The following is a 23715-nucleotide window of genomic DNA, read 5'->3' as shown; positions in this document are numbered from 1 at the left end:
TTTTTTTACCTTTATTACATCTTTTATTATACGTGATTCAGATGCTTATTTCAATAGCAATGAAAAGGAATTCACAATTATCTGCCGTGGAGACCTTTTTTCTTTTGAATCTCTTTTAATTTCTCTGGTGTCACATCAGCACCTTCAGGATCAACGATCTTCATTCCTTCGATATGGTGACGCATTCCTCCACGAAAGGCGGTTAAATACTCGTCACGTAGAACTTTTTGTTCGTTCGTTTCTGCCTCAGTCAAACCCTCTGTTTTTTTCTTGTTGGCAAGTTCATTGATTCGAGCTAATTTTTCTTGAGATAGCATATTCGTTCCTCCTTTTCCCTCTTGATTTTACTACAAACTAGCGAATAAAAACAATAGTGTAAAAAGCGAACATTTGTTTGAATATTCGATATACCTATGGTACACTAATGTTATCAAATGAAAGAAGGTGTCAGTTTTGGCAAAACGAACAGAAAATCGACAAATCGAAATTCTTAAGTTCATTCATACCCGTGTCACTGAAAAAGGCTATCCGCCGACTGTTCGCGAAATTGGCGAAGCCGTTCAGTTATCTTCTACCTCAACTGTTCATGGCCATTTGTCCCGACTTGAAAAAAAGGGGTTGATCTTGCGAGATCCTACAAAACCCAGAGCCATTGAATTAACTTCTTCCGGTCTTGAAAAAATCGATGTTCAGCCAGCATCCATTCCGATGCTTGGTGTCGTAACTGCGGGAGAACCGATTTTAGCAGTGGAAGATGCATCCGATTTCTTTCCGATTCCGCCAGATTTAGCAAATAGTACCGGTAGTTTGTTTATGTTGACGATCCGAGGAGAAAGTATGATCAATGCTGGCATCCTTGACGGCGATCAAGTGATCGTTCGCAAACAACAAAGTGCGCAAAATGGTGATATTGTGATCGCTATGACAGATGAAGATGAAGCTACTTGCAAACGATTCTATAAAGAAAAGAATTACATTCGTTTACAACCGGAAAATGATTACTTAGAACCAATCATTTTGCCTGACGTAACGATTTTAGGATTGGTTGTTGGGTTGTATCGACATCTGCTTTGATGCTCAACGAGCTGACTAGGAAATCTTCGTTTTTACGAAGATTTTTTTTCTTTCCTCTTTACAAACCGAACAAACATTCGTATAATAAGTATACAAACATAAGTTCGTATTATTTAAGGAGTGAATGAGATGAAAGCAGTTCGTCGATTTGGTTTTATGTTATGGGTTTTATTGATGGGTATTGTTATTGGCTATTTTGGCGTTCTAAGTGCTGTTCTGATTTTTTGTCCTCTAATGATGCTTTGGTTCATGCTATGGGATGAAAAGAAATTCCGCCAAGCAGAGCGCAAACGTAACCGCCATTATTATCACGATCATGATTTTTATCGTTACGAACCATGATCCTTCCCCTACATACGCCATAAGGCAGAAGAAACAAAAAAGGACTCCTGCGAGTCCTTTTTTGTTTCTTCTTTTTTAGTATTCCATTAACGTCTTGATTTCAACACCTTGGATTTTATCTCTTCCATGTAAATCCATTAGTTCGATCAAAAAGGCACAGCCCACAACGATACCGCCTAGTTTTTCTACGAGTTCAATCGTTGCTTTGATCGTTCCGCCAGTTGCTAGTAGATCGTCACAAATCAAGACACGTTGTCCTGGTTTGATAGCATCGGCATGCAACGTCAAAACATCCACGCCATACTCTTTTTCATACTCTGCTTCAATGGTTTCCCGTGGCAATTTGCCTTTTTTACGTACTGGGGCAAAGCCGACACCTAACTGGTACGCAACTGGGCAACCAACGATAAATCCGCGGGCTTCTGGTCCTACCACCATATCGATGCCTTTTTCTTGTGCATACTCAACGATCTGCTGTGTCGCATAACGATACGCTTCTCCATCAGCCATTAGCGGCGAGATGTCCCGAAAAATAATTCCCTCTTGGGGATAATCCGGAATACTAGCAATATACTCTTTTAAATCCATTTTTTTTCCTCCTAGACTGTCAACCACTGACGTAGGGTTGATAAATCACTCATTAATAAAAATTCTTCTGTTTTGATCATTTTTTGTCGTTGCTGATACAAATGACTCTCTGTCAGCGGACGAGAAACAGGATCAGCCGTTTTATTCAAAACACCATCTTGTATTGTAACAAATTCCAGCTCAGAAAACACCTGAATCATAAAAATAAGTAATTTTTCTGGAATTTTTAGATAGTTAGCGACCATCTTTAATTTGTAGCGAATATCCAAACGAGGCTGCTGCTTGATCAATTGAAAAAGCCGACCATATTGCTCTCTGGTTCCTACCCCGTCTAAATAGGCATCTTCCGTCGAGTAAAACACAAACGCAATTCTTGAAGCATGAAGCGCTTGAACGACCTCTTTGATCACAGCAATATCAGCAGGACAATCTAAAAACGCGATCTCTTGGAACGGACCAGCACAAAATGTATCTTTCACAGCAGCCACCGAGTCGAATAAGATCGTTTGTCCACAAAATCCTTGCAGCTCTCGAGGCAGTTTCTTATTGAAAACGACCCCTAATGTTTCATTTCCCAGAGAGACACCTTGCCGACTCCTTTTCGAACGATAATCAAACAACTGCAGCCCTTCCACTGCAAAGTCATCCAACATCAGCTGCGGTTTTTTGTTGCCATTCCATTCATTGATTGAAAGCTGACCGACGATCGATAGTCGATCATTTTCAAACTCTACTGAGTCTTTTCCAAAACCAAAGCCAATCACATCTAGCTGTAGATTGGACTCATCTGTCATCACTAACTTCAAGTGCTGGTTTTCGGTACCAATCTGGCGGGCATTTTGAGTCGATAAATTGGAAAACAGAAATTTCGGTAACGGATTGTCCGTTCCGAAAGGCGCTAAAACGTTTAAAGACTCAATAAAGTTGATCGATACTTCCGCCAATGGCAGTTCCTCATCGATCGCTAAGGGGATTCCCTGACTAAGATCAATTCCATTTTCTTCCACATAGCGATTCATCTGAGCTTGTAGCATGTCCAAATGATCAATCGGGATACTTAAGCCGACCGCCGCATGATGACCACCAAAACTGGTAAACATGTCTTTCATCGTAGCCAACATTTCAAATAGATTCAACGCAGCGACACTTCTACCTGACCCTTTTGCTAACCCATTTTCTTTTTTGGTCAAAACGATCACGGGCTGTCCGGTACTTTGCATGATACGTCCAGCTACGATTCCTAAAACCCCTTCGTGCCAGTTATCACCTACGACCAGATGAACATGATTGGCCGGGTCGATTTTTTCTTGCGCTTCTTTCATGATTTCTTCAACGAAAGTTTTTCGCTGCTGATTGATCGTATCTAATGTCTTGGCTAAGGTTACTGCTTCTTCTTCATCAAATGTGGTTAACAAACGAACAGCAGGATTAGGATCTTCCAACCGACCAATTGCATTGAGGCGGGGGCCAACAGCAAAACCAATATCGGTTTCGTTGACTGTTCGTTTTTTCAACCCACTGACCGTCAACAACTCATTCAAACCAAGCCGATCAGTTTGTTGGATCATTTTCAGGCCATTGCTGACTAGTAGTCGATTCTCATCTGTCAAAGAAACCATATCAGCAATCGTCCCAATTGCAACAAGGTCCAGCAGTTCGACGGGCACTTCTTCTAATAGGGCACAAGCCACTTTAAATGCGACACCGACTCCCGCTAAATCACCAAACGGATAGTTTCCTTCAGGGTGACGGGGATGAACGATGGCAAAGGCTTCTGGGAGTTCTGCAGGAAGTTCATGGTGATCCGTCACGATCACATCGACCCCTTGCCCTTGAGCATAAGCAATTGCCTCATGTCCAGATACCCCATTATCAACGGTGATGATCAATTGCGTCCCTGCCGCAATTTTATCTTTATAGACAGTTATGTTGGGACCATACCCATCTGAAAAGCGATTGGGCAGATAATATTCAGCTTCAGCCCCTAGCAACTCCAGTGTTTCTTTTAATACGGTGGTGCTCGTAATCCCATCTGCGTCATAGTCGCCATAAATCAAGATCCGCTCACCATTTAAAATGGCTTCATGGATCCGTTCCACGGCCTTATCCATATCATGAAAGAGAAACGGATCATGAAGGTATTGCAGATCCGTTGATAAAAAAGCGTCTAGCGCTTCTGCTGTTCGAATATTTCTTTGCCATAGCAACGCGCCGATGCGCTCAGGAATCTTTCTTGCTTGGATCAATTCTTTAAATACAGGGGTAGCTTCGCTATCTTGCGGTCGCACCCAATGAAAATTTGCACGTTTCACCAAATCACTCCTAACTAGGTTATTATAGCAAAGTTTATGTAAAAAGGAAAAACAACGAAAGAAACAATTTATTTTTTCATATCACAAAAAAGAGCTTGCAGCGAACGATGCGCCGGCAAACTCTTTTCTTAATTGCTCTCATGTATTCTAGGCTTGCGATTCAAAAGACTTCATTTCTTCATCAATCGTTGGCGGCGTTGAGGCGCCTGCAGCACGTGACGAAAGTTGCGCTTCTTGATCGTCGAGTTGTTGCTGCCTAGCTGCTAACTCCGCCTGCTTGTTGGTATATTCTCGTTCCAAGGCTTCTCGTTCATCTTGCAGAACTTTCTCGTTATTCGTGCGATAATCCGAGAGCTCTTTTCTCAATTGTTTTAGTTCTTTTTTTTGACGGAACATTGCACTTGTGGAAACCAGCAACAAAATCAATGCGCCTAACAAAGCAGAACCAATAATGACTAAGATCAGTGGCGATTGAATCGTTGTGAAGCCAAAATTGATCGGAACAGTCATATTGTTTGCAACCGCAAATAAAACGATCACTAAAATCAGTAAAATACCAACGATAACACGCCATTGATTTTTCATGGGTTTCAACTCCTATTTTTTGTTGAACATCGTTCCTGCCATATAATCCCCGATTGCAGGAAACAGTGTATACAGTTTTGCTGCCGCCCCTAAAATATGTGGGCGATTGATTTCTCGTTTTGGATGAATCATGGCTTTGACGATCGTTTGTGCCAATTTGTTTGGTTCAAGGACAAGGCTGCCCACCGATGATAAGTAACTACCGCTAGGATCTGCTTGGTCAAAGAATGCCGTTTCGATCGGCCCTGGGTTGACCGTTGTTACGTTAATCCCCAGTGGTTTTAGTTCTAAACGTAAGGCGTTAGAAAAACCAAGTACAGCAAATTTCGTTGCAGAGTAAACTGCGGTCTTCGGCGTAGCGATCTTACCCGCAATTGAAGCAACGTTTATGATATGACCATGCTTTTGTTCAGCCATTTGAATCGCAACTTGCTGAGTCAAAACCATCATCCCAAGTACATTGACTTCAAACATATTACGGATGACCGCAGGATCCATCTCTGTAAACTCTTGAAAGATCCCGTAGCCAGCATTATTGACAAAGACATCGATCTTTCCGACTTTCTCACTGATTTTTTCTAATAAGCGCTCCACGCTTTCAGGATTTGCTACGTCCAATTGAAACGCATACGCTTCTTTGCCGCTTAATTCCATACATTGCTCTTTGACTTTCCCAATCAAATTCGTCCTCCGGGCACAAGTCACGACGATCGCACCACGTTTTGCGGCTTCATAACAGATTTGTTCTCCAAGTCCGGCAGAACCTCCTGTTACAACGACAACTTTATTCTCCAAGTTCATCTGATTCTTCCTCTCCGGCAAAAGGGATCTCGACAACATCAAAATCTTTGACGATCAACGTATTCGGAAATACTTCTTTTGCTTCATTTACTAAATTTGTAATATCTTTGCCAACATAGCGCGCGCTGATATGGGTCAATAGCAAACGCTTGGCGTGAGCTTCTTGGGCAACTTCAGCAGCTTGTCGCGTCGTCGAATGAAAATAAGCGCGAGCCAACTTGGCTTCTTCTTTGTTGAAGGTACTTTCATGTACCAAAACATCCGCATCTTTCGCTAAAAGCACGGCGTTTTGACATTTACGGGTGTCACCTAATATTGTCACGATCCGTCCTTTTTTGGCTTGACCTAAAAAATCAGCCCCATTGATTTGACGACCATCATCGAGGGTAACTACTTCACCTTTTTTCAAACGTCCGAAGACAGGACCAGGTTTCAGCCCAAGTTCAAGCAATGCTTGCACTTGCAACTCCCCTTGATGGCTTGCTTCGACAATACGATAGCCAAAACTATCAATCCCGTGATCAAGGCGCAGACAAGATACTTCAAATTGCTGATCTTTAAAAAGAATCCCTTCTTCTTCAATCTCAAAAAAATGCAATGGATAGCTGACTTTCGTCTGAGAAATCCGCAAAACGGTTTGAATGTATGCTTTGATCCCCTTGGGTCCATAAATCTCTAGAGGTGTGTCTCCGCCTTGAAAGGAGCGGCTGCTGATCAATCCTGGCAATCCATAAATATGATCACCATGAAGATGGGTAATAAAGATTTTTTCAATCTTTCTCGGTCTAATCGTAGAATGCAAGATCTGCATTTGTGTCCCTTCGCCACAATCAAAAAGCCAAACGGCATTGCGTTCATCTAATAATCGTAACGCAGTGCTGGTCACGTTTCGATGTTTCGCAGGCACTCCAGCACCTGTTCCTAAAAATTCTAATTCCATAAGCTTCTTTCCTTTCATCTCTTTCCAATTTTAGCGGAAAAGAAATCAAGTTGCAATTGAAGCTTGCGGTTTTTATTTCTCGGATTGGCTATCGGATTCATCGTTATGGGAATTTTTCCAATCCTCTTGAACACGTGCCTTGGTGGATTCTTCGACTTTTTTGGCCGTCTCGATCTCTGCCTCGACATCATCGTAGTCAAAACGAGTGATGTCACCGCCTAATTCATTCATGATCAGTTGGTTCAAAGGACGATTGTCCTCTTCATCGGCAATCAATAATAACCCCGTATCGCCTACACCAATTTGGTTTCCGACGTGTTCGAAGAGCATTTGCGCATTTTGGATCTCTTTTGCGTCACGAGTAGCACCGATCATACTACCGCCAAACCAGCCCAGCATGATTCCCAAAGGCCCACCTAACACACCAACGAGCATCCCGATCAAACCACCAGTTGATGTCTTATTGTTTCCAGTAAAATCAAGAAAATCCTCGACTTTAAATTGATGCACGCCTTCATTGGTGTGGGTAAGAACCGCCATTTGCTCTCCTTTGATCTTTCGTTCCATATGCATCCGTTTCACTTCAGAAAAGGCTTGATACGCTTTGGCACTAGCATCAAAGTTCATTACAATGACTCGTTTTGACATAAAAATCGCTCCCTTTGGTTTATTTGTTCTTTTCTTTATTTTAACAGTAAATCATTTAAATGAAAAAAGAAACCAAAAAGACTGCTGATCATTGATTTCTTAGAGAAAATCAATGATCGGCAGTCAAAACCAATTCAACTATGAAGGATTTTTTTAAAAAAATGATGTTCTTTTAAACGCTTATTCGACAAACTCAAATTCAAAATTACCGATACGCACAATATCACCGTCTTTGGCACCTCTCGCACGCAATGCTTCATCGACACCCAATCCACGTAATTGACGAGCAAAACGCATCACAGTCTCATCGTGATCAAAGTTCGTCATTTGGAATAGTTTTTCGATTTTCTCACCGCTCAAGATCCAAGTTGCATCAGGATCGCGATCGATTGCAAACTCCGGTTCATCCGATTGGAAGCCGTAATGAACCACATCTTCTTCGATTTCTTCATCGTACAAGAGGAACTCAGGAGTGACTTCCAATAGATCCGCTGTCGCATTCAGCAAGGCATCGATTCCCTTACGAGTGACACCAGAGATTGGGAAAATCATTGGTTCATCCGCGAACTCATCCGTTTTTTCTTTTGCCAGCTGCTCTTTGAAAAGGGCTAGGTTTTCTTCAGCATCCGGCATATCCATCTTATTGGCAACGATGATCTGTGGGCGTTCTAGTAAGCGCAAGTTATGGGTCAACAATTCATTGTTGATGGATAAATAGTCTTCATATGGATCGCGCCCTTCCATGCCGCTCATATCGATCACATGTAAAATAACCCGCGTCCGTTCGATATGACGTAAAAACTGAGTCCCTAAACCAACACCTTGCGAAGCACCTTCGATCAAGCCAGGCAGATCGGCTACTGCAAAACTACGACCATCAGTGGTCGTTACCATGCCTAAATTTGGTACCAGTGTTGTAAAATGATACGCGCCGATTTTTGGACGAGCAGACGAAATCACAGAGAGTAATGTTGACTTCCCAACTGAAGGGAAACCAACTAAACCAACATCTGCTAAGACTTTTAGTTCGAGCTCGATCTTTCTTTCTTGACCGGGTTCTCCGTTCTCTGCTAATTCTGGGGCTGGATTTTTTGGAGAAGCAAACCGAATGTTCCCACGGCCGCCCCGCCCGCCTTTTGCGATTACTAATGTTTGACCTTGCTCAATCAAATCACCTAATAAGGTACCTGTTTCAGCATCACGAACGGTGGTGCCTTGGGGTACTTTGATGTAAGTATCATCTGAGCCACGGCCGTGCATTCCTTTACTCATGCCATTTTCCCCGGGTTGCGCTTTAAAATGACGATTAAAGCGGAAATCCATTAATGTACGCAAACCTTCGTCTACGACTAAAATGACATCACCGCCACGTCCCCCGTCCCCACCTGCGGGTCCGCCGTCTGGGACATATTTCTCTCGGCGAAAAGCAACCATCCCGTCGCCGCCTTTTCCTGCTTTGACATCGATTGTCACTTGATCTAAAAACATGGACATTATTTGTCCTCCATTCTTTTTTTACTACCTTCTATACTTTTTGATTATCAGTTATCTCACTTTAAGTGGTTACTATTTCTCTAATAAGAAAGTCTATTTTATTGTAACGACCGAAACGCCTTTTGTCTATCTTTTCTCATGGGTTTCCGTAAGAAATCGCGAATTCTTAAGGGTTATTCTTTGACAGTCACAGGAAATCGTAGCAAACTTTTAAGTGTACCAGTACACAATCAAAGGAGGAAACAAGAAATGACAGTAAAAGTTGGAATCAATGGTTTTGGACGAATTGGACGTTTAGCTTTTCGTAGGATCAGAGAAGTTTCTGCCGATATTGAAGTTGTGGCAATCAATGATTTGACGAGTCCAGTCATGTTAGCACACTTATTGCAATTTGACTCGACCCACGGCACGTACCCTGGAACTGTTACTGCAACGGATAATGCTATCGTTGTCGATGGCAAAGAGACCCGAGTGTACGCTGAACCAGACGCAAGCAAAATCCCCTGGGCAAAAGAAAATGGCGTCGATATCGTATTAGAATGTACGGGTTTTTACACTTCCGCAGAAAAAGCCCAGGCCCATCTTGATGCAGGTGTCAAACGAGTCGTTATCTCCGCACCAGCTGGTAATATGAAAACGATCGTTTACAATGTCAACTCAGACACGTTAACACCGGATGATACTATCATATCCGCAGGTTCTTGTACGACCAACTGCTTAGCTCCAATGGCCTACTTTTTAAATGAGGAATTCGGGATCGAAGTTGGTACGATGACGACGGTTCATGCGTATACTTCTACTCAAATGCTATTGGATGGTCCTGTAAAAGGCGGAAACTTAAGAGCCGCTCGTTCCGCTGCTGACAACACGATCCCTCACTCAACGGGTGCCGCCAAAGCAATCGGTTTGGTTATCCCAGAATTAAATGGCAAATTACAAGGCCACGCCCAACGGGTTCCGGTCGTCGATGGTTCTTTAACAGAGTTAGTCTCAATTTTGAAAACCAAAGTAACCGCCGATGAAGTCAATGAAGCGATCAGAAAACACACCGTCGATAATCCGTCATTCGGTTACGATGACCGTGAAATCGTCTCTGGAGATGTGATTGGTACCACTCAAGGGTCTATCTTTGATCCGACACAAACAGAAGTAACCACTGCTGGCGATTTCCAACTGGTGAAAACCGTCGCTTGGTATGATAATGAATACGGCTTTACTTGCCAAATGATTCGCTTGCTAGAAGAATTTGCTCGTTTATAAGCTAAAGGTCAAGCAAAAAGTGCCGGTTCTTTTTTAGAACCGGCACTTTTTTATTCACTTGCTGGATGATCGTATTTGTCCAAAAAAGCTGCAATGTTTTCTTTATAAAGGTCTGGATCTGTTTTGTAGCTTTTCGCATGCTCGGCACCTGAAACAACCCACTTTTCTTTTGGTGCGTCGGTCGCGTTATACAAAATATCCAGCATCGAATAAGGAACAAACGTATCCGCATCGCCATGGATAAAAAAGATCGGACGCGTATTCTTTTGCAGTTGTTTGACTGCATCTGCTTCACCGAAGAAATACCCCGCTCGGATTTTTGTGACAAGACTAGTGACATTCATCAATGGAAAGGCCGGTAGACCAAACAATTGATCGAGTTGATAACCCAATTCTTCATTGACGTTGGTATACCCACAATCTTCAATAATAGAAGTGACATTTTTCGGTAAGTCTTCCCCACTGGTCATCATTACCGTGGCAGCCCCCATACTGATGCCATACAAAGTGATCGTTTCTTCAGAACCATTTTTTGTGAGTACTTCATCGATCCATTGCAAATAATCCTTACGTTCGTGCCACCCAAAACCAATATAATCTCCTTCGCTTTGACCATGCCCTCGAGCGTCTGGAACCAAGACATTATAGCCTAAATCATGATACATCTTAGCGTAGTCCGCCATCGTTTCTGCGTTCCCCATATAGCCATGCGCGATGATCGCCGTTTTCCCGCGATTCTTCTCCTCCGCCGGTAGATAAATGGCGGATAATTTTAAATCATCTTCAGAAGTTAGCTGCCACATCTCACGATTTGCTGGATCTGTAAACCAATTTTGCGATTCATTTCCCGTCTGATTTTCATCCGTACCAGGGGTATCTCCTTCCAAAAAATCTTTTTCTGAAGGAACCACCGCATAATCATAAAAATAGTTTCCTGCATACCCTAACCCCGCAATTGCTAATACAGCCACTCCGATGGCAATCTTCCAGCGCAATTTCACACTTGTCACGTCCTCTTGTTATATAGTTTACATAATATTATTATGGTTTCGTCATTCCTCAAGGAAAGAACCCACTACATAAATTACCGTTTTTTGCTCATGTTTGTCAATCGCAAGCGCCCAAAAAGAAAACCATTGCCAACAATCTTTGTTGGCAATGGTTGATTTTCGTGGTAATTAGTTATTTTCGACCAATTTAAAACTTGACCAAGGTTTCAAAAATTCTAATAAGAATAGTTCCTCATCAGCGATCTTACCAACGACATTGACTCGACCATCATTTTTCATTGCTTTCAAGGCGATTTGCGTCTCCCCTTTGTATTGTCCATAGCCAGCATTATCGATCAAGACATCCCCTCTTACCATATCACGGGTATCATGAGGCGGAAATTCCTTGTCTTTATAATAGATCCGCGTCATCGTTGAACGCAAGATGTATTCCGAACGATCTCCTCGATAGCTGTGCAGATTATCGAAGAGACAAATTCGTTCATCTTCAGTGATTCCGTCAACGACATCGACTCTTAATGTCGGATAATCCGCGTGAAACGCTTCAGCCATTGCTGCCAATTCTGCTTCTGAAGCATAGGCATTTCCAACAGAGATATCATCGATCAAGCCAGTCAACACTAAATGTTTGACTTGCGTAGCTAGTGGCAGATCACGATGATCTTCCAAAGAGCATAAACCATCTTGTGTTGGCCATGGACCGAAATCAGCTTCGTGAGAATTCACGAAAGCCATCGTATTTAAATTGTATTTGCGGAATTTTTCCGAACAAAAAACGAAATGGTCGTAGCCCAACCCTGAATAGCGATGAGGATAGAAGTTATGCGAGCCTAGTAAATTTTCAGTATTAGGCGAATAACTCATGATGTTATCCACGTAGCTCGTACCACTGCTCATATTGATTTCGATTTTAATCCCGTAAGGATTACGCGTCATTTTGGCTTCTTCTGAACCAGTAAAACCAATATCTAACCGAACACCGTAAGCCCCCATCTCATCAAAGAAGGATAAATCATCATAAGAAATACCTAGCTGTTCGAATAAACCAGGATTGATATCTACCATGACTTCCATTCCTAACTGATTGGCATAATCCACGACTTGTTTAAAGTCTGCCAAGACTTTTTCTTTGTCATCGTTGATTTGTAGCAAACTGGTAAATACCCGTTTAAAGCCGTATTTGTGTGCCAAGTCTAAATACGCTTTGTCCTTTTCAAACGTTGAGCGCTCTGGATAAATCGATATCCCTAATTTTCCCATCAAAAAAACCTCCTGTAAATTCTATCCGTTTATTATAATGAATCCTCTTTCATTATAACAAACATCTAAAAAGTGGTCTACACCTTTCCGCCTGTTTCTTTCTCATTCCACAAAATCTGCGCTTTCTTCTATGTCTCTTTTTTGTTATGATTATCATTAAGAAAACTGGAAGGAATGAAAGAATGAAAAAAATCCTATTCGCACTGACAGCAGCTGCTAGCCTTTTATTATTAGCTGCTTGTACAGGTTCAAGTACCACCGATCCCTCATCAAGCAATTCGGCAGAAAGCACGTCGACCTCAGAATCCGTTGACTTGAATGCCCTGGAATTGCCGCAATTATCAACGGATGTGCAAGAGAATGAAGCTTTAGTTGAAATGGTGACGGAGGAAGGCTCGATCAAAATCAAACTTTTCCCAGAGATTGCACCCAAAGCAGTCGAAAACTTTTTGACCCATGCCAAAGATGGTTATTATGACGGCTTGACTTTCCATCGTGTCGTAGAAGAGTTTATGATCCAAGGGGGCGACCCTAATGGTGATGGCACTGGCGGAGAAAGCATATGGGGCGAAGGATTCGGCGAAGAATACTCGAACCAGCTTTATCACTTGCGAGGCGCATTGGCAATGGCAAAATCAAGTGCGCCAAACAGCCAAGGCAGTCAATTCTACATCGTTCAAAATGATCAAGACGTATCCGACGGTCTAGCGATTCAACACTATCCTGAAAAAATCATCGAAGCCTACAAAAATGGTGGAACACCACAATTGGACGGTAGCTATACCGTTTTTGGTCAAGTGATCGAAGGCATGGATGTCGTAGATAAAATTGCGCAAGCAGAAACCCAAGACTCTGGCAATGGTGAGAATTCTCAACCGGTTGAGCCAGTGAAGATCGAAACGATCAAGGTCTTACAAGAAGCCAAAGAATAAATAAAAAAACCGCTGAAGTCTCCGATACTCGGGAATTTCAGCGGTTTTCTTTTACTTTTGGTCGCCAACGATAAAGGTAAATTCGCACTCAGCAGCTTTTTTGCCATCCACTGTCGCTACCGCATCAGCAGTTCCAACGGAGCCTTTGATTTTGGTGATCTCAAAAACAAGTTTCATAGTATCTCCCGGAACAACTTTTTGACGGAATTTGGCTTTGTTTATGCCGCCGATATACGCCGTTCTACCTTGGAATTCCTCGGATTTCAAGATCAGGATCGATCCTGCTTGTGCCAATGTTTCTAAAATCAAGGCACCCGGCATTACTGGATTTCCCGGAAAATGACCTTGGAAAAAGTCTTCGTTGATGGTAACATTTTTCGTTGCGATAATCTTTTTGCCAGACTCGATTTCATCGACATAATCAATATATATAATTGGGTAGCGATTTGGAATCAAATCCATGACTTCTGTTTCAGTCAATAGTTTTTTCATGGTTTCCCTTCCTTGCTTAAGAATTTATTATAGTTTGATTATCAAAGTATCATAGTTCAACGGAATTCGCAACTAAATATTTATTAAGAAAAAAATAGTTTGACAATCAAACAATTATGCTTAATAATTAGAAATCAAGATAGTTTGATTTACTATTTGTCATTATACGTATTTTATTATTGTTGAATTTATTAAGGAGTGGAATTATGAGTTTTTTAACCGGTAAAAAAGTTGTCGTCATGGGCGTTGCCAACAAACGCAGTATCGCTTGGGGCTGTGCACAAGCATTAAAAGCACAAGGAGCCGAAGTGATCTACACGTATCAAAACGACCGCATGAAGAAGCCTTTAGAGCGCTTATTGGAATCTGATGAATTTGTAGTGGAGTGTGACGTCGCTAATGACGAAAGCATTGCTGCCGCCTTTGATACAATCAAAGAATATGCTGGAGAGATCCATGGTGTCGTCCATGCCGTCGCTTATGCTAATAAAGAAGATCTTTCTGGCGATATTTTGAATATTTCTCGTGACGGTTATGCTTTGGCGCAAGACATCAGCAGTTATTCATTGATTGCTGTCACCAAATATGCCAAACCAATCTTAGCTGAAAATGCTGGAATCGTTACCCTTTCCTACTTAGGTGCCGAACGGGCAGTACCAAACTACAACATGATGGGTATTGCGAAAGCTGCTTTGGAATCAAGTGTTCGCTATTTAGCTGCCGAACTTTCACCGCAAAAGATCCGTGTCAATGCGATTTCAGCTGGCGCCATCAAAACGCTAGCAGTAACAGGTGTAAAAGACTATCAAAAACTGATCCAATTGTCAGAGGATCGAACACCAGATCATATTGGTGTAACGATCGAAGAAGTCGGCAATGCTTGTGGCTTCTTGATCAGTCCTTTATCAAGCGGGATTATCGGCGAAGTGATTTTTGTTGATAAAGGCGTTCATTTATCTTAATCAATGATAGTCATAGAAAAGTCTGCTATTTGCCTACCCGTTGGCTGAGCAGGCTTTTTCTGAAAAAAACAGGTATTTCAGAAAACCTCCTTTGCATTTCTATTTTATCTTCGTTAAAATAGATGCAGTAAGACTTGGAGGGATTTTATGAAACAACTGCTACTCGCAGCTAGCACGACCGATTCAAGTGGTTCCAGCATTACTGAACCAGCAGCTGCTCAGCTCAATGCATTGCAAAAATGGTGGGCGTCCATCGACTGGGAATCGATCATTGGCCTACTGATTCAAAAAGCATTGATGTTGCTTTTTTTATGTATCCTATTCGGTATTTTATTGAAAATAAGCAATATGATCATCGATCGGATCTATCGTTCCTATGAAAAAAAAGCCAGTTTCAATGTGAGTCGAATCAACACGATCCATACCCTGATCCGCAATACGGTTCATTACACATTAGGCTTCTTTTTTGTCTATGCACTCCTTTCAACCATCGGCGTACCTGTAGGCTCGCTACTAGCCGGTGCCGGAGTCGTCGGTGTCGCCCTCGGTCTCGGCGCCCAAGGCTTTATGAATGACTTGATTACTGGCTTCTTTATAATTACCGAACAACAAATCAACGTTGGTGATTACGTCCGCTTGACCAACCTGACGCTTGAAGGTACGGTGACGGCCGTCGGTATTCGGACTGTTCAATTAAAATCCGTGGACGGAACCGTTCATTATATCCCAAATCGTAACATCACGACCATCAGTAATACATCCAGAGCCAATATGCAAGTCGTGGTAGACGTACGTATCTTACCCTCTGAAGGCTTAGATGAAATACGTGCCATCATTGAAGAAGTCAATGAACAGATTGCTAAGCAGCATGAAGAAGAGATTCAAACGGCCCCTACGGTCTTCGGTTTGGTGGATCTAGGAAACAACAACTTTGCAATTCGCACGACCATGTATGTGACCAACGGTACGCAATGGAAAATCAAAGAGGAATTTTTGGCCGCATCGATCGATGCATTAACTGCCAAAGGCTATACGATCCCCAATGCGCCGATCGTCGGTATTTAAAAAAAGGTTATCCCGAAACTGGGATAACCTTTTTTCTATACCACATGCAGTTCATCTGTCATCTTTGGGGCATCTTCTTTAGAAATCAGCAAATAGCGTCTTTCAATTTCGTGCGCCAAATGATTGACGGATTTTAAAATCTCTTTGCGGGTGATAATCCCAACAAAGACATTGTCATCATCAACGATCGGCAAGAATGCTTGATCTACTAACAAATGCAGCATACTTTCCAACTCATCGTTTTCTTTGATGCAATTCACATTGACTTCCATGACATCTGCCACAGTCAGCCCTTCAATATTTTCCATACTGAAGCCAGTGAGATCCATCATGCGTTCTACGATGTTTGAGAGGCTGATTAAGCCGACTAAATGGTCCTCACTATCTAGTACAGGGATCTTTGAATAGCCCACTTTTGATAAAACAAGCAATGCGTGACTCAAAGGGTGGTTATAAAATACCGATGCCACATTTTCTGCCGGCACCAAGAAATTTTCTTGGTTCTCGAGTAATATTTTTTCTACGGTCTGTCCTATCAATCTAATTGCCTCCATTTCACAGCTACTCTTCTATTTTACTTGAAAATGAGAATAGAAAGTTGAAACCTGCAAAATTATAATGAAATTTTTACTTTTTGATTCCGCTTACTTAGCGTGTGAAAACAAAAGCTAGCTCAGGGACTTTATGAAAGGAACGATCATAGTATTGGATTGCCCATTGTTCTGGCGTACTTTCGATAATCGCAAAGCTTTTGATTTGAATTTGCCCTCGCGGTTGGGAAATACTGCCGGGATTCAAGAAAAGCCGATTCCCAACTTTCTCACAAGCAATTTGATGCGTGTGACCAAACAGTGCGATCGAGGCATCGGCTTGTTGCGCTTGCAGCCCTAATTTCGTTACACCAAAACGGACATCTGCTAAGTGGCCATGAGTCATATAGATGGTGTCCAGCGGCGTTTTGATGATACGCTCATTGGGAAAACCACCGCCATAATCGCAATTGCCGCAAACGACTTGAAAAGTATCCCACAAAGGGTCTGTGTCAGGTAGTTCGGAGTCCCCACAGTGCAGGAATAAATCGACTTGATTTTCGAATTCATTTTTAAGATCAACAAGAATTTCACGATCTGAATGATTGTCACTGACAACTAAATATTTCATACATTTTCTCCTTCTAACCACTCCTGCCACTGTTCCTGCAGCTTTTTGATTGCTAGACCACGGTGGCTGACTCGGTTCTTTTCTTCTTGACTCATTTGGGCTGCGCTTTGCTCTGAACCATCAGGAATAAACAATGGATCGTAACCGAACCCATTTTCTCCACGGGGGATACGGCCGATTCTTCCCGGCCATTGAGCTTCAACCACCAAACTATCTTTTCCTGGCGCTGCGAAAACTAACGTACAGTGAAATTGAGCACTGCGCTTGTCATCTTCGACATCCGTCAATTCGTAAAGTAATTTTGCATTATTGGCAGCGTCACTTTTTTGCTCACCAGCAAATCGAGCAGAGTACACCCCTGGTCGCCCCCCTAATGCATCGACTTTCAGTCCTGAGTCATCAGCTAACACCGGTCTTCCCAAAATTCTGGCGATGGTTTCCGCTTTAAGGCGGGCATTTTCTTCAAAGGTGGTGCCGGTTTCTTCAACATCCGGCAAGGAAGGATAGTCTTTTAAGGTGCGGACATCGTAACCTGCTGCGCCAAATACGGCTTTAAACTCCTTGGCTTTTCCTGGATTGCCTGTAGCAATGACAATCGTTTTTTCGGGAATCTCATAAGGGGGTTCATCTGGTAAAAACAGTGCCTCTTTTTGATAGGCGATCAATTCTTCGATAGCCGTTTTTCCGTAGATCAGCATCTCATTCAACTGCTGACCATCAAAGGTCGCTTCTTCCCCAGTTCCTTGCAATTCGACAAATCGACCAGATTCCGTCATCACCAAATTCATGTCAACAGCAGCTGAAGAATCTTCTTGATAATCGAGATCAGTCACACAGGTACCATCTGGTAAGATCCCGACACTAATTGCTGCCAAATGCTCCTTGATTGGATCTTCCGTCAATGCTTTGTCACGCAACAAGGTATCGATAGCTAAACGCAACGCGACAAAAGCGCCGGTAATACTGGCTGTTCTGGTACCGCCATCCGCTTGGACGACATCACAATCGACGACGATACTACGTTCCCCTAATTTTTCTAAATCAACTACGGCTCGTAAGGAACGAGCGATCAGCCGTTGGATCTCCATCGTACGACCAGAAAGCTTGCCTTTGGCACTTTCTCGACGATTACGAGTGTTGGTCGCTCGTGGGAGCATACTGTATTCGGCTGTGACCCAGCCTTTTCCCGTATCTCGTAAAAACGGAGGGACCCGATCTTCAATCGTTGCCGAACAAATCACGGTTGTGTCACCAAAAGAGATCACAACCGATCCTTCGGGGTGTTTGTAGACGTTGGTTTGAATGTTGACTGGTCTTAACATTGTTTCTTTTCTGCCATCATGTCGCATTTAAAAGCCTCCTAAATCAGTGTGAATCGATGAGATCGTGTCTAAATCAAGCCAATCATTGGCAATCTCATCAAATATTTTCGGTGAACCAGTAGTAAAAAATGCATGTTGCGGATGCGGATCGTCCTGACTCGTTGCTGCAATGGAAAAATAGTCCAACAAGGTACTGACTTCCCCCACCGTTTCTGCCCCTGAATCAATCAGCTGGATATGGGCGCCTAATTCATTTTGGATCAAAGGGCGCAATAAAGGATAATGAGTACAGCCCAGAATCACTGTATCTAACCGCTTGTTTTTCAATGGACGCAACGTTTCTGCCACGATTTTCTTGGCGACCGAACTATGGTATTGTTTGCTTTCTACGATCGGCACAAACTTTGGGCAAGCCAAACTGACGACTGACGCATGGGGCGCTTTGCCATGAAGAGCGCGCTTGTAAGAGTCGCTTTTGATCGTTCCATTTGTTCCGATGACACCGATTCGCTGGTTTTTGCTTGCTTTGACTGCTGCTCGACTACCGGGCAGGATCACGCCAATCACCGGGATCGCTAGTTTTTCTTTGATTTCTTCAAGGGCGACCGCTGTCGCTGTATTACAAGCGATCACCAACATTTTAATGTTTTTTTCTAATAAAAAACGGGTCATTTGCCACGTATACGCGATAACTTGCTCAGCAGGTCTCGGACCATACGGGCATCTGGCTGTATCTCCCAGATAAAGAATCGATTCGTTGGGTAATTGCTTGATTGCTTCTTTGACGACCGTCAACCCACCAACACCAGAATCGATAAAACCAATTGGTCTGTTGTTTGTCATAGTTTCCATCCTTTACATGAAAAAAAGAGTTTGGTGCGTTTTTCTCTCTTATTCATTTTGGACTTTTTTTGTCTATTTTTCAAGTATTCCTTTCGTTTGCTAAAAAAGCTTTCCCAAAAAATACGAAACGGTCAAAAAGAAAAAAGCCCCAACGATTGGCTCACAACCCACAAGTTGCACTTGCATGGGTAAAAGACCGATCGTGGGGATGTTTTTGTCGATTATTCTTTTTAGTAATCGTACTGACGTTTTTCCAAAAAGCCAGAAAGCAATGACAATGCATAACAAACCAAAAAGTATAAAACAGTCATTGCCAAAAACATAGGCAAAACATAGTTTGTATTTTGACCATAAATGATTCGAGCATGATGAGTCAGCTCTGGTAAAGAAATAATCACGGCTAATGACGTATCTTTGATCAAAGAGATCAACTGACTGACGATCGCTGGCAACATCGCTTTAAATGCCTGTGGCACGACGATACTCCGCAATACTTCGACATAGCTTAGCCCTGTTGACAAACCAGCTTCCATCTGCCCTTTTGGCACAGCATTCAAACCAGCACGAAAGATTTCAGAGAGCATCGCTGATTCAAAAATCGTCAACGCCACAACCGCTGACCAAAAAATATTAAAGCGGATACCGATCTGCGGCAATGCAAAGTAAGTGAAAAAGATGATCAAGAGCAAAGGCAAGTTACGAATAACATCGATCACGACACCTAATACTTTAGAAAAGACCGGGATCGAGCTGAAGCGCAAAATGCCGGCGATCCCTCCGATAATAAAGCTAAATAAAATCGATAGGATCGACACTTCAACTGTTACCCGCAAGCCATCGATCAAGAAGCGAATGTTAATCGCTGAAAAAGCTTCAAAAAAATCCATAGTTCGTTAGCTCCTTTCTATGAGCGGACAGCCCAACGCCGTTCCAAGTAAACCATCAAATAAGACAATGGTAGGGTAATGATCAAATAGAAAAGACCAACAATGATATACGTATCGAATGTATTGAAGGTCTCACTTGCGATCAAATCCCCTTGATACATAATATCTAATCCTGCGACCATCGCCAAAATTGATGAGTTTTTAACAAGATTGATAAATTGATTGCCTAACGGCGGTACGACGATCTTAAAAGCCTGAGGCAAAATAATGTAACGCATCGCTTGGCTGTACGTAAAACCAGAAGACAAGGAAGCTTCCATCTGGCCTTTAGGAACCGTTTGAATCCCTGACCGGATCGTCTCAGCGATAAATGCCGATGTATAGATCGTTAAGCCAATCGTTCCCGCTTGAAAACCGTCAAAAGAAACCCAATACATTGGCACAACGACATAAAAGAACATCACGATGATCAATAAGGGAATATTTCTAAAAAACTCAACATACGCTTTGGCAATCCCTTTGATGAGGCGATTGTCTGACAACTGAAAAATTGCCATTAAGGTTCCGATCAAAAGACTAAAAAACAGTGCGATCAAACTCGCCATGACTGTGTATTTAAAGCCTTCAATAAACTGACCGGTATACGTTTGAAATAATTCAACCATTCAGTTTCCTCCTACTCTACTTTTCCTGATTCGTCTTCAGGGAACCACTTGTTGTATATCTCATCATAGGTTCCATCTTCACGCATTTCCCGCAAGGCTTGATTCACTGCATCAAGAAACGGCTTTTGTCCTTTATTGATGGCAATCCCATAAGGTTCTTCTGTAAAAGTTTCGCCAACTAAATGGTAATTGGGATTTTCACTCGCCATCCCTAATAAGATCGCATTATCCGTGGTCATAGCATCCCCTTGACCAGATTGTAAAGCAGTAAAGGCTTCCGCATAATTCTCAAGTTCTAAAATTTGCGCTTCTGGTGCTGCTTCACGGATGTTCACAGCTGAGGTAGAGCCTTTAACGACCAATACAGTGGTGTCTGCGGTCAAATCTTCGATCCCTTGAATAGGACTGTCTTTGGCAACTAATAACGATTGACCTGCATCAAAGTAGACATCGGAAAAATCGACCTGTTTTTTACGTTCTTCCGTGATAGTCATCGTGGCGATGATTGCATCGATGTTGCCGTTTTTCAAAAGAGGAATCCGGGTTTTTGAGGTAACTTCAACAAAGATGGCATTGCCATCACGACCTAAAATTTTCTCAGTGATTGCACGAGCGATATCAATATCGAATCCCCGTACTTCTCTAGTCGCGATATCCATCAATCCAAAAAGACGGGTATCGTTTTTTACGCCCCAAACGATCTGATTCGTCTCTTTGCTGTTTTCTAAAATATCGATATCTGCGGCACTTTGTCCTTTACAACCTGAGAAAGTCACAAGGGCAAAGGCTAAGACTAGAAAGGAAAATATTTTCTTTCTCATAAGGGTTCCTCCTATTGCTTAATGATTTGTGACTTTACTCAAGAATTGTTTTGCACGTTCGTCTCTGGGTGCATCAAAGAATCCATCGACATCGCGCCGGTCTTCTAAGACTTGTCCTTCCGCCATAAAGACGATTCGATCTGCTACTTCACGGGCAAAGCTCATTTCATGGGTAACAACGATCATGGACATACCTTCACTGGCAATTTTCTTCATGACATCCAATACATCACCAATCATTTCTGGATCCAATGCTGACGTTGGCTCATCAAAAAGCAGCATCTCTGGTTTCATCGCAAGCCCTCTGGCAATTGCGACCCGCTGCTGTTGTCCGCCGGATAACATGGAAGGATAGGAATCTTTTTTATCTAACATCCCTACCCGATCAAGAAGTTTTTCCGCCAAATTGATGGCTTCTTGCTCATTTTGTTTTAATACTTTAATCGGTGCCAACGTAATATTTTCTAACACGGTTTTATTTGGATACAAGTTGAAATGTTGAAACACCATGCCGATGTTTTTTCTAATTTCTGTCATTTTGACATCTTTGTCAAACAAGTTCTTACCATTGACCAATAATTGACCACCTGAAATGGTTTCTAGACCATTAATCGTACGGAGCATTGTACTTTTACCAGATCCTGAAGGCCCGATAACAACAACGACCTCACCTTTTTCAAATTCAAGGTTGATGTTTTTTAATGCATGGAACTTTCCGTAATATTTCTCTACGTTCTTAAATTCGATCATTGCCATTGATTCACACTCCTAGCTTTTTTTAAAATTAAATGAGTAATTGGAAAGATTTGATTCATATTATAGCTCAATCTTTTTTCATTTGTAAAGGTTCTTTTCCAATGTTCCCCCCTTATTTCTGAAAAGACAAGTGCTATTTTACTTTGATGTGAGGTTTTTGTCCATGAAAATTTTTCTCACCCCATCAGATCACAAGGAGAACCGGTTGTTTCTTTTGCTAAAAAAAGGTAAGATAAACCATATAACAAAGGAAAAGGTGGAAAAAAAGTGAATACGATTTTAACTGGCGACCGCCCAACTGGCAAATTGCATCTTGGCCATTATGTGGGGTCTTTAAAAAAACGGGTCGAAATGCAAGCTGACCCTGAAAATCAGCTTTATATCATGGTCGCTGACATGCAGGCACTAACAGATAATGCGAAAACACCTGAGAAGGTCTCAGCGAATATTTTAGAAGTTGCTTTGGATTATTTAGCCGTTGGATTGGATCCAGCAAAAACAACGATGTTTATTCAATCGCAAATCCCTCAGCTCTCTGAATTGACGATGTATTATCTCAATCTAGTCAGTGTTGCTCGAGTACGACGCAATCCAACCGTTAAAGCCGAAATTGAACAAAAAAAATTTGGTGAAGGCGTTCCTTCTGGTTTCTTCATCTATCCTGTCTCTCAAGCAGCGGATATCACCGCTTTTAAAGCAAATTTAGTCCCAGTCGGCGAAGATCAAAAACCAATGCTGGAACAAACGCAAGAAATCGTGCATAGTTTTAATTCTACGTATAGTGAAGTATTAGTCGAACCAAAAGCGGTTTTACCGCCAAAAGGCATGGGACGTTTAGCGGGGATCGATGGGAACGGGAAAATGAGCAAATCATTGAACAACGGCATTTACTTAGCTGATCCAGCCGATGTATTACAAAAGAAAGTGATGAGCATGTACACGGACCCAAATCACATTCATGTCAACGACCCCGGACAAGTTGAAGGCAATATGGTCTTCACTTATCTTGATGTATTTGGTACCGAAAAAGAAAAAATTGCTGAATTAAAAGAACATTACACCCGTGGTGGATTAGGCGATGTCAAAATCAAACGCTATTTGATCGATGTTCTAGAAGCCGAATTTGCACCGATTCGTGAGCGCCGTGAAGCTTTTGCCAAAGATCCCGGTGAAGTGATGAACTTACTAAAACTTGGTAGTGAAAAAGCTGAACAAGTTGCCGCTCAGACGTTAGCTGAAGTCAAAAATGCAATGGGCATCAATTACTTTGCTTAAAAAAACAAGCCTTTACGGCTTGTTTTTTTGTTTACAAATCGGAATGAATTCTTTCATGCAAAACCTATGTACAAACTCTGTGTTAGATTTCACGAGAACACTTCCTCCCCAGACTGACACTTTGTGTATTTTGATTTGATGCTGTTTCTTGCGCAAAAATCGAGGAGCTGTCCTAAAAAATAACTTCATAAAACGCTGATTAGAAAATGCATTTTTTCAG

At 42.2% G+C, this 23715-nt stretch carries 26 protein-coding genes; 7 read left to right on the top strand and 19 right to left on the bottom strand.

The features are described from left to right. Window positions 1-77: 77 nt before the first annotated feature. Window positions 78-317: a DUF896 family protein gene (locus tag IGJ01_RS08275; protein WP_005236078.1), complete on the bottom strand. Its 240-nt coding sequence runs from the start codon at window positions 315-317 to the stop codon at window positions 78-80. A 136-nt stretch (window positions 318-453) separates the two neighbouring features. On the opposite strand from IGJ01_RS08275, the gene lexA reads away from it, so the two are divergent. Continuing rightward, the gene (gene lexA, locus IGJ01_RS08270; RefSeq protein ID WP_008381880.1) at window positions 454-1074 is read left to right on the top strand and encodes a transcriptional repressor LexA; all 621 of its coding nucleotides are present in this window, start codon (window positions 454-456) and stop codon (window positions 1072-1074) included. A 129-nt stretch (window positions 1075-1203) separates the two neighbouring features. Then, on the top strand, window positions 1204-1416 hold the full coding sequence (locus tag IGJ01_RS08265) for a hypothetical protein (protein ID WP_005236082.1): 213 nt from the start codon (window positions 1204-1206) through the stop codon (window positions 1414-1416). Window positions 1417-1491: 75 nt separating this feature from the next. Here the strand turns inward: IGJ01_RS08265 and IGJ01_RS08260 are convergent, their stop codons facing one another. The 7 genes from IGJ01_RS08260 to obgE all read right to left on the bottom strand — a co-directional run bounded on the left by IGJ01_RS08260 (window position 1492) and on the right by obgE (window position 8784). Continuing rightward, window positions 1492-2004 carry an adenine phosphoribosyltransferase gene (locus IGJ01_RS08260; RefSeq protein ID WP_005226167.1) on the bottom strand — a complete coding sequence of 171 codons (513 nt, stop codon included), beginning with the start codon at window positions 2002-2004 and terminating at the stop codon, window positions 1492-1494. Between the two features lie 11 nt (window positions 2005-2015). Then, window positions 2016-4316, bottom strand: coding sequence for a single-stranded-DNA-specific exonuclease RecJ (recJ, locus tag IGJ01_RS08255; protein ID WP_430601612.1), 2301 nt, complete (start codon window positions 4314-4316; stop codon window positions 2016-2018). A 147-nt stretch (window positions 4317-4463) separates the two neighbouring features. Next, the gene (locus IGJ01_RS08250; protein WP_086299461.1) at window positions 4464-4901 is read right to left on the bottom strand and encodes a lipopolysaccharide assembly protein LapA domain-containing protein; all 438 of its coding nucleotides are present in this window, start codon (window positions 4899-4901) and stop codon (window positions 4464-4466) included. A 12-nt stretch (window positions 4902-4913) separates the two neighbouring features. Next, on the bottom strand, window positions 4914-5702 hold the full coding sequence (locus tag IGJ01_RS08245; protein ID WP_016612306.1) for an SDR family NAD(P)-dependent oxidoreductase: 789 nt from the start codon (window positions 5700-5702) through the stop codon (window positions 4914-4916). Then, a complete protein-coding gene (rnz, locus tag IGJ01_RS08240) occupies window positions 5686-6642 on the bottom strand; it encodes a ribonuclease Z (RefSeq protein WP_008381890.1) in 957 nt (318 codons plus the stop codon). The genes IGJ01_RS08245 and rnz overlap by 17 nt, the downstream gene beginning before the upstream one ends. Before the next feature lie 72 nt (window positions 6643-6714). After that, complete coding sequence (locus IGJ01_RS08235) at window positions 6715-7290, bottom strand: DUF456 domain-containing protein (RefSeq protein WP_005236092.1); 576 nt, start codon at window positions 7288-7290, stop codon at window positions 6715-6717. A gap of 180 nt (window positions 7291-7470) precedes the next feature. Further along, window positions 7471-8784, bottom strand: a complete 1314-nt coding sequence (gene obgE, locus IGJ01_RS08230; protein WP_244733619.1) for a GTPase ObgE — start codon at window positions 8782-8784, stop codon at window positions 7471-7473. A 249-nt stretch (window positions 8785-9033) separates the two neighbouring features. Here obgE and gap point away from each other — a divergent pair, with 249 nt between their 5' ends. Further along, window positions 9034-10044 (top strand): type I glyceraldehyde-3-phosphate dehydrogenase, encoded by a 1011-nt coding sequence (gene gap / locus IGJ01_RS08225; RefSeq protein WP_042890377.1) that lies wholly within the window; start codon window positions 9034-9036, stop codon window positions 10042-10044. A 50-nt stretch (window positions 10045-10094) separates the two neighbouring features. Here gap and IGJ01_RS08220 read toward each other — a convergent pair whose 3' ends face one another. Then, on the bottom strand, window positions 10095-11045 hold the full coding sequence (locus IGJ01_RS08220) for an alpha/beta hydrolase (protein WP_086317402.1): 951 nt from the start codon (window positions 11043-11045) through the stop codon (window positions 10095-10097). 177 nt (window positions 11046-11222) lie between these two features. After that, the gene (locus IGJ01_RS08215) at window positions 11223-12314 is read right to left on the bottom strand and encodes a DUF871 domain-containing protein (RefSeq protein ID WP_005236098.1); all 1092 of its coding nucleotides are present in this window, start codon (window positions 12312-12314) and stop codon (window positions 11223-11225) included. 182 nt (window positions 12315-12496) lie between these two features. Here IGJ01_RS08215 and IGJ01_RS08210 point away from each other — a divergent pair, with 182 nt between their 5' ends. Further along, window positions 12497-13246, top strand: a complete 750-nt coding sequence (locus IGJ01_RS08210) for a peptidylprolyl isomerase (RefSeq protein ID WP_034872605.1) — start codon at window positions 12497-12499, stop codon at window positions 13244-13246. A 51-nt stretch (window positions 13247-13297) separates the two neighbouring features. Here the strand turns inward: IGJ01_RS08210 and fabZ are convergent, their stop codons facing one another. After that, on the bottom strand, window positions 13298-13738 hold the full coding sequence (gene fabZ / locus IGJ01_RS08205) for a 3-hydroxyacyl-ACP dehydratase FabZ (RefSeq protein ID WP_005226178.1): 441 nt from the start codon (window positions 13736-13738) through the stop codon (window positions 13298-13300). 206 nt (window positions 13739-13944) lie between these two features. Between fabZ and fabI the strand changes: the two genes are divergently transcribed. Beyond that, entirely contained in the window at window positions 13945-14700 is a 756-nt protein-coding gene (gene fabI / locus IGJ01_RS08200; protein WP_430601611.1) for an enoyl-ACP reductase FabI, read from the top strand. Window positions 14701-14847: 147 nt separating this feature from the next. Next, on the top strand, window positions 14848-15765 hold the full coding sequence (locus tag IGJ01_RS08195; protein WP_061054089.1) for a mechanosensitive ion channel family protein: 918 nt from the start codon (window positions 14848-14850) through the stop codon (window positions 15763-15765). A 35-nt stretch (window positions 15766-15800) separates the two neighbouring features. On the opposite strand, the gene cbpB is transcribed toward IGJ01_RS08195, so the two are convergent. From cbpB to IGJ01_RS08155, 8 genes are all read right to left on the bottom strand, one after another. Further along, window positions 15801-16304 carry a cyclic-di-AMP-binding protein CbpB gene (cbpB, locus tag IGJ01_RS08190; protein WP_005226181.1) on the bottom strand — a complete coding sequence of 168 codons (504 nt, stop codon included), beginning with the start codon at window positions 16302-16304 and terminating at the stop codon, window positions 15801-15803. Between the two features lie 109 nt (window positions 16305-16413). Then, entirely contained in the window at window positions 16414-16926 is a 513-nt protein-coding gene (locus IGJ01_RS08185) for a metallophosphoesterase (protein ID WP_005236103.1), read from the bottom strand. Then, window positions 16923-18275, bottom strand: coding sequence for a ribonuclease PH (rph, locus tag IGJ01_RS08180; protein ID WP_061054088.1), 1353 nt, complete (start codon window positions 18273-18275; stop codon window positions 16923-16925). Before rph ends, IGJ01_RS08185 begins: the two co-directional genes overlap by 4 nt. Continuing rightward, entirely contained in the window at window positions 18276-19091 is an 816-nt protein-coding gene (gene racE, locus IGJ01_RS08175; RefSeq protein ID WP_008381904.1) for a glutamate racemase, read from the bottom strand. 230 nt (window positions 19092-19321) lie between these two features. Then, the gene (locus tag IGJ01_RS08170; protein ID WP_005236107.1) at window positions 19322-19978 is read right to left on the bottom strand and encodes an amino acid ABC transporter permease; all 657 of its coding nucleotides are present in this window, start codon (window positions 19976-19978) and stop codon (window positions 19322-19324) included. Between the two features lie 17 nt (window positions 19979-19995). Next, window positions 19996-20643, bottom strand: a complete 648-nt coding sequence (locus IGJ01_RS08165) for an amino acid ABC transporter permease (RefSeq protein WP_005226186.1) — start codon at window positions 20641-20643, stop codon at window positions 19996-19998. Window positions 20644-20654: 11 nt separating this feature from the next. Further along, window positions 20655-21464, bottom strand: a complete 810-nt coding sequence (locus tag IGJ01_RS08160) for a transporter substrate-binding domain-containing protein (protein ID WP_008381907.1) — start codon at window positions 21462-21464, stop codon at window positions 20655-20657. A gap of 18 nt (window positions 21465-21482) precedes the next feature. Then, entirely contained in the window at window positions 21483-22220 is a 738-nt protein-coding gene (locus tag IGJ01_RS08155) for an amino acid ABC transporter ATP-binding protein (RefSeq protein WP_008381909.1), read from the bottom strand. 267 nt (window positions 22221-22487) lie between these two features. Here IGJ01_RS08155 and trpS point away from each other — a divergent pair, with 267 nt between their 5' ends. Next, window positions 22488-23495 carry a tryptophan--tRNA ligase gene (trpS, locus tag IGJ01_RS08150; RefSeq protein WP_005236112.1) on the top strand — a complete coding sequence of 336 codons (1008 nt, stop codon included), beginning with the start codon at window positions 22488-22490 and terminating at the stop codon, window positions 23493-23495. Window positions 23496-23715 lie beyond the last annotated feature (220 nt).

The sequence above is a fragment of the Enterococcus sp. AZ089 genome, from assembly GCF_050547225.1.
GTDB classification, from domain to species: Bacteria; Bacillota; Bacilli; order Lactobacillales; family Enterococcaceae; genus Enterococcus_D; species Enterococcus_D entomosocium.
The sequence above is the reverse complement of the archived record's forward strand: the minus strand, read 5'-3'. Positions and strand labels throughout refer to the sequence as shown.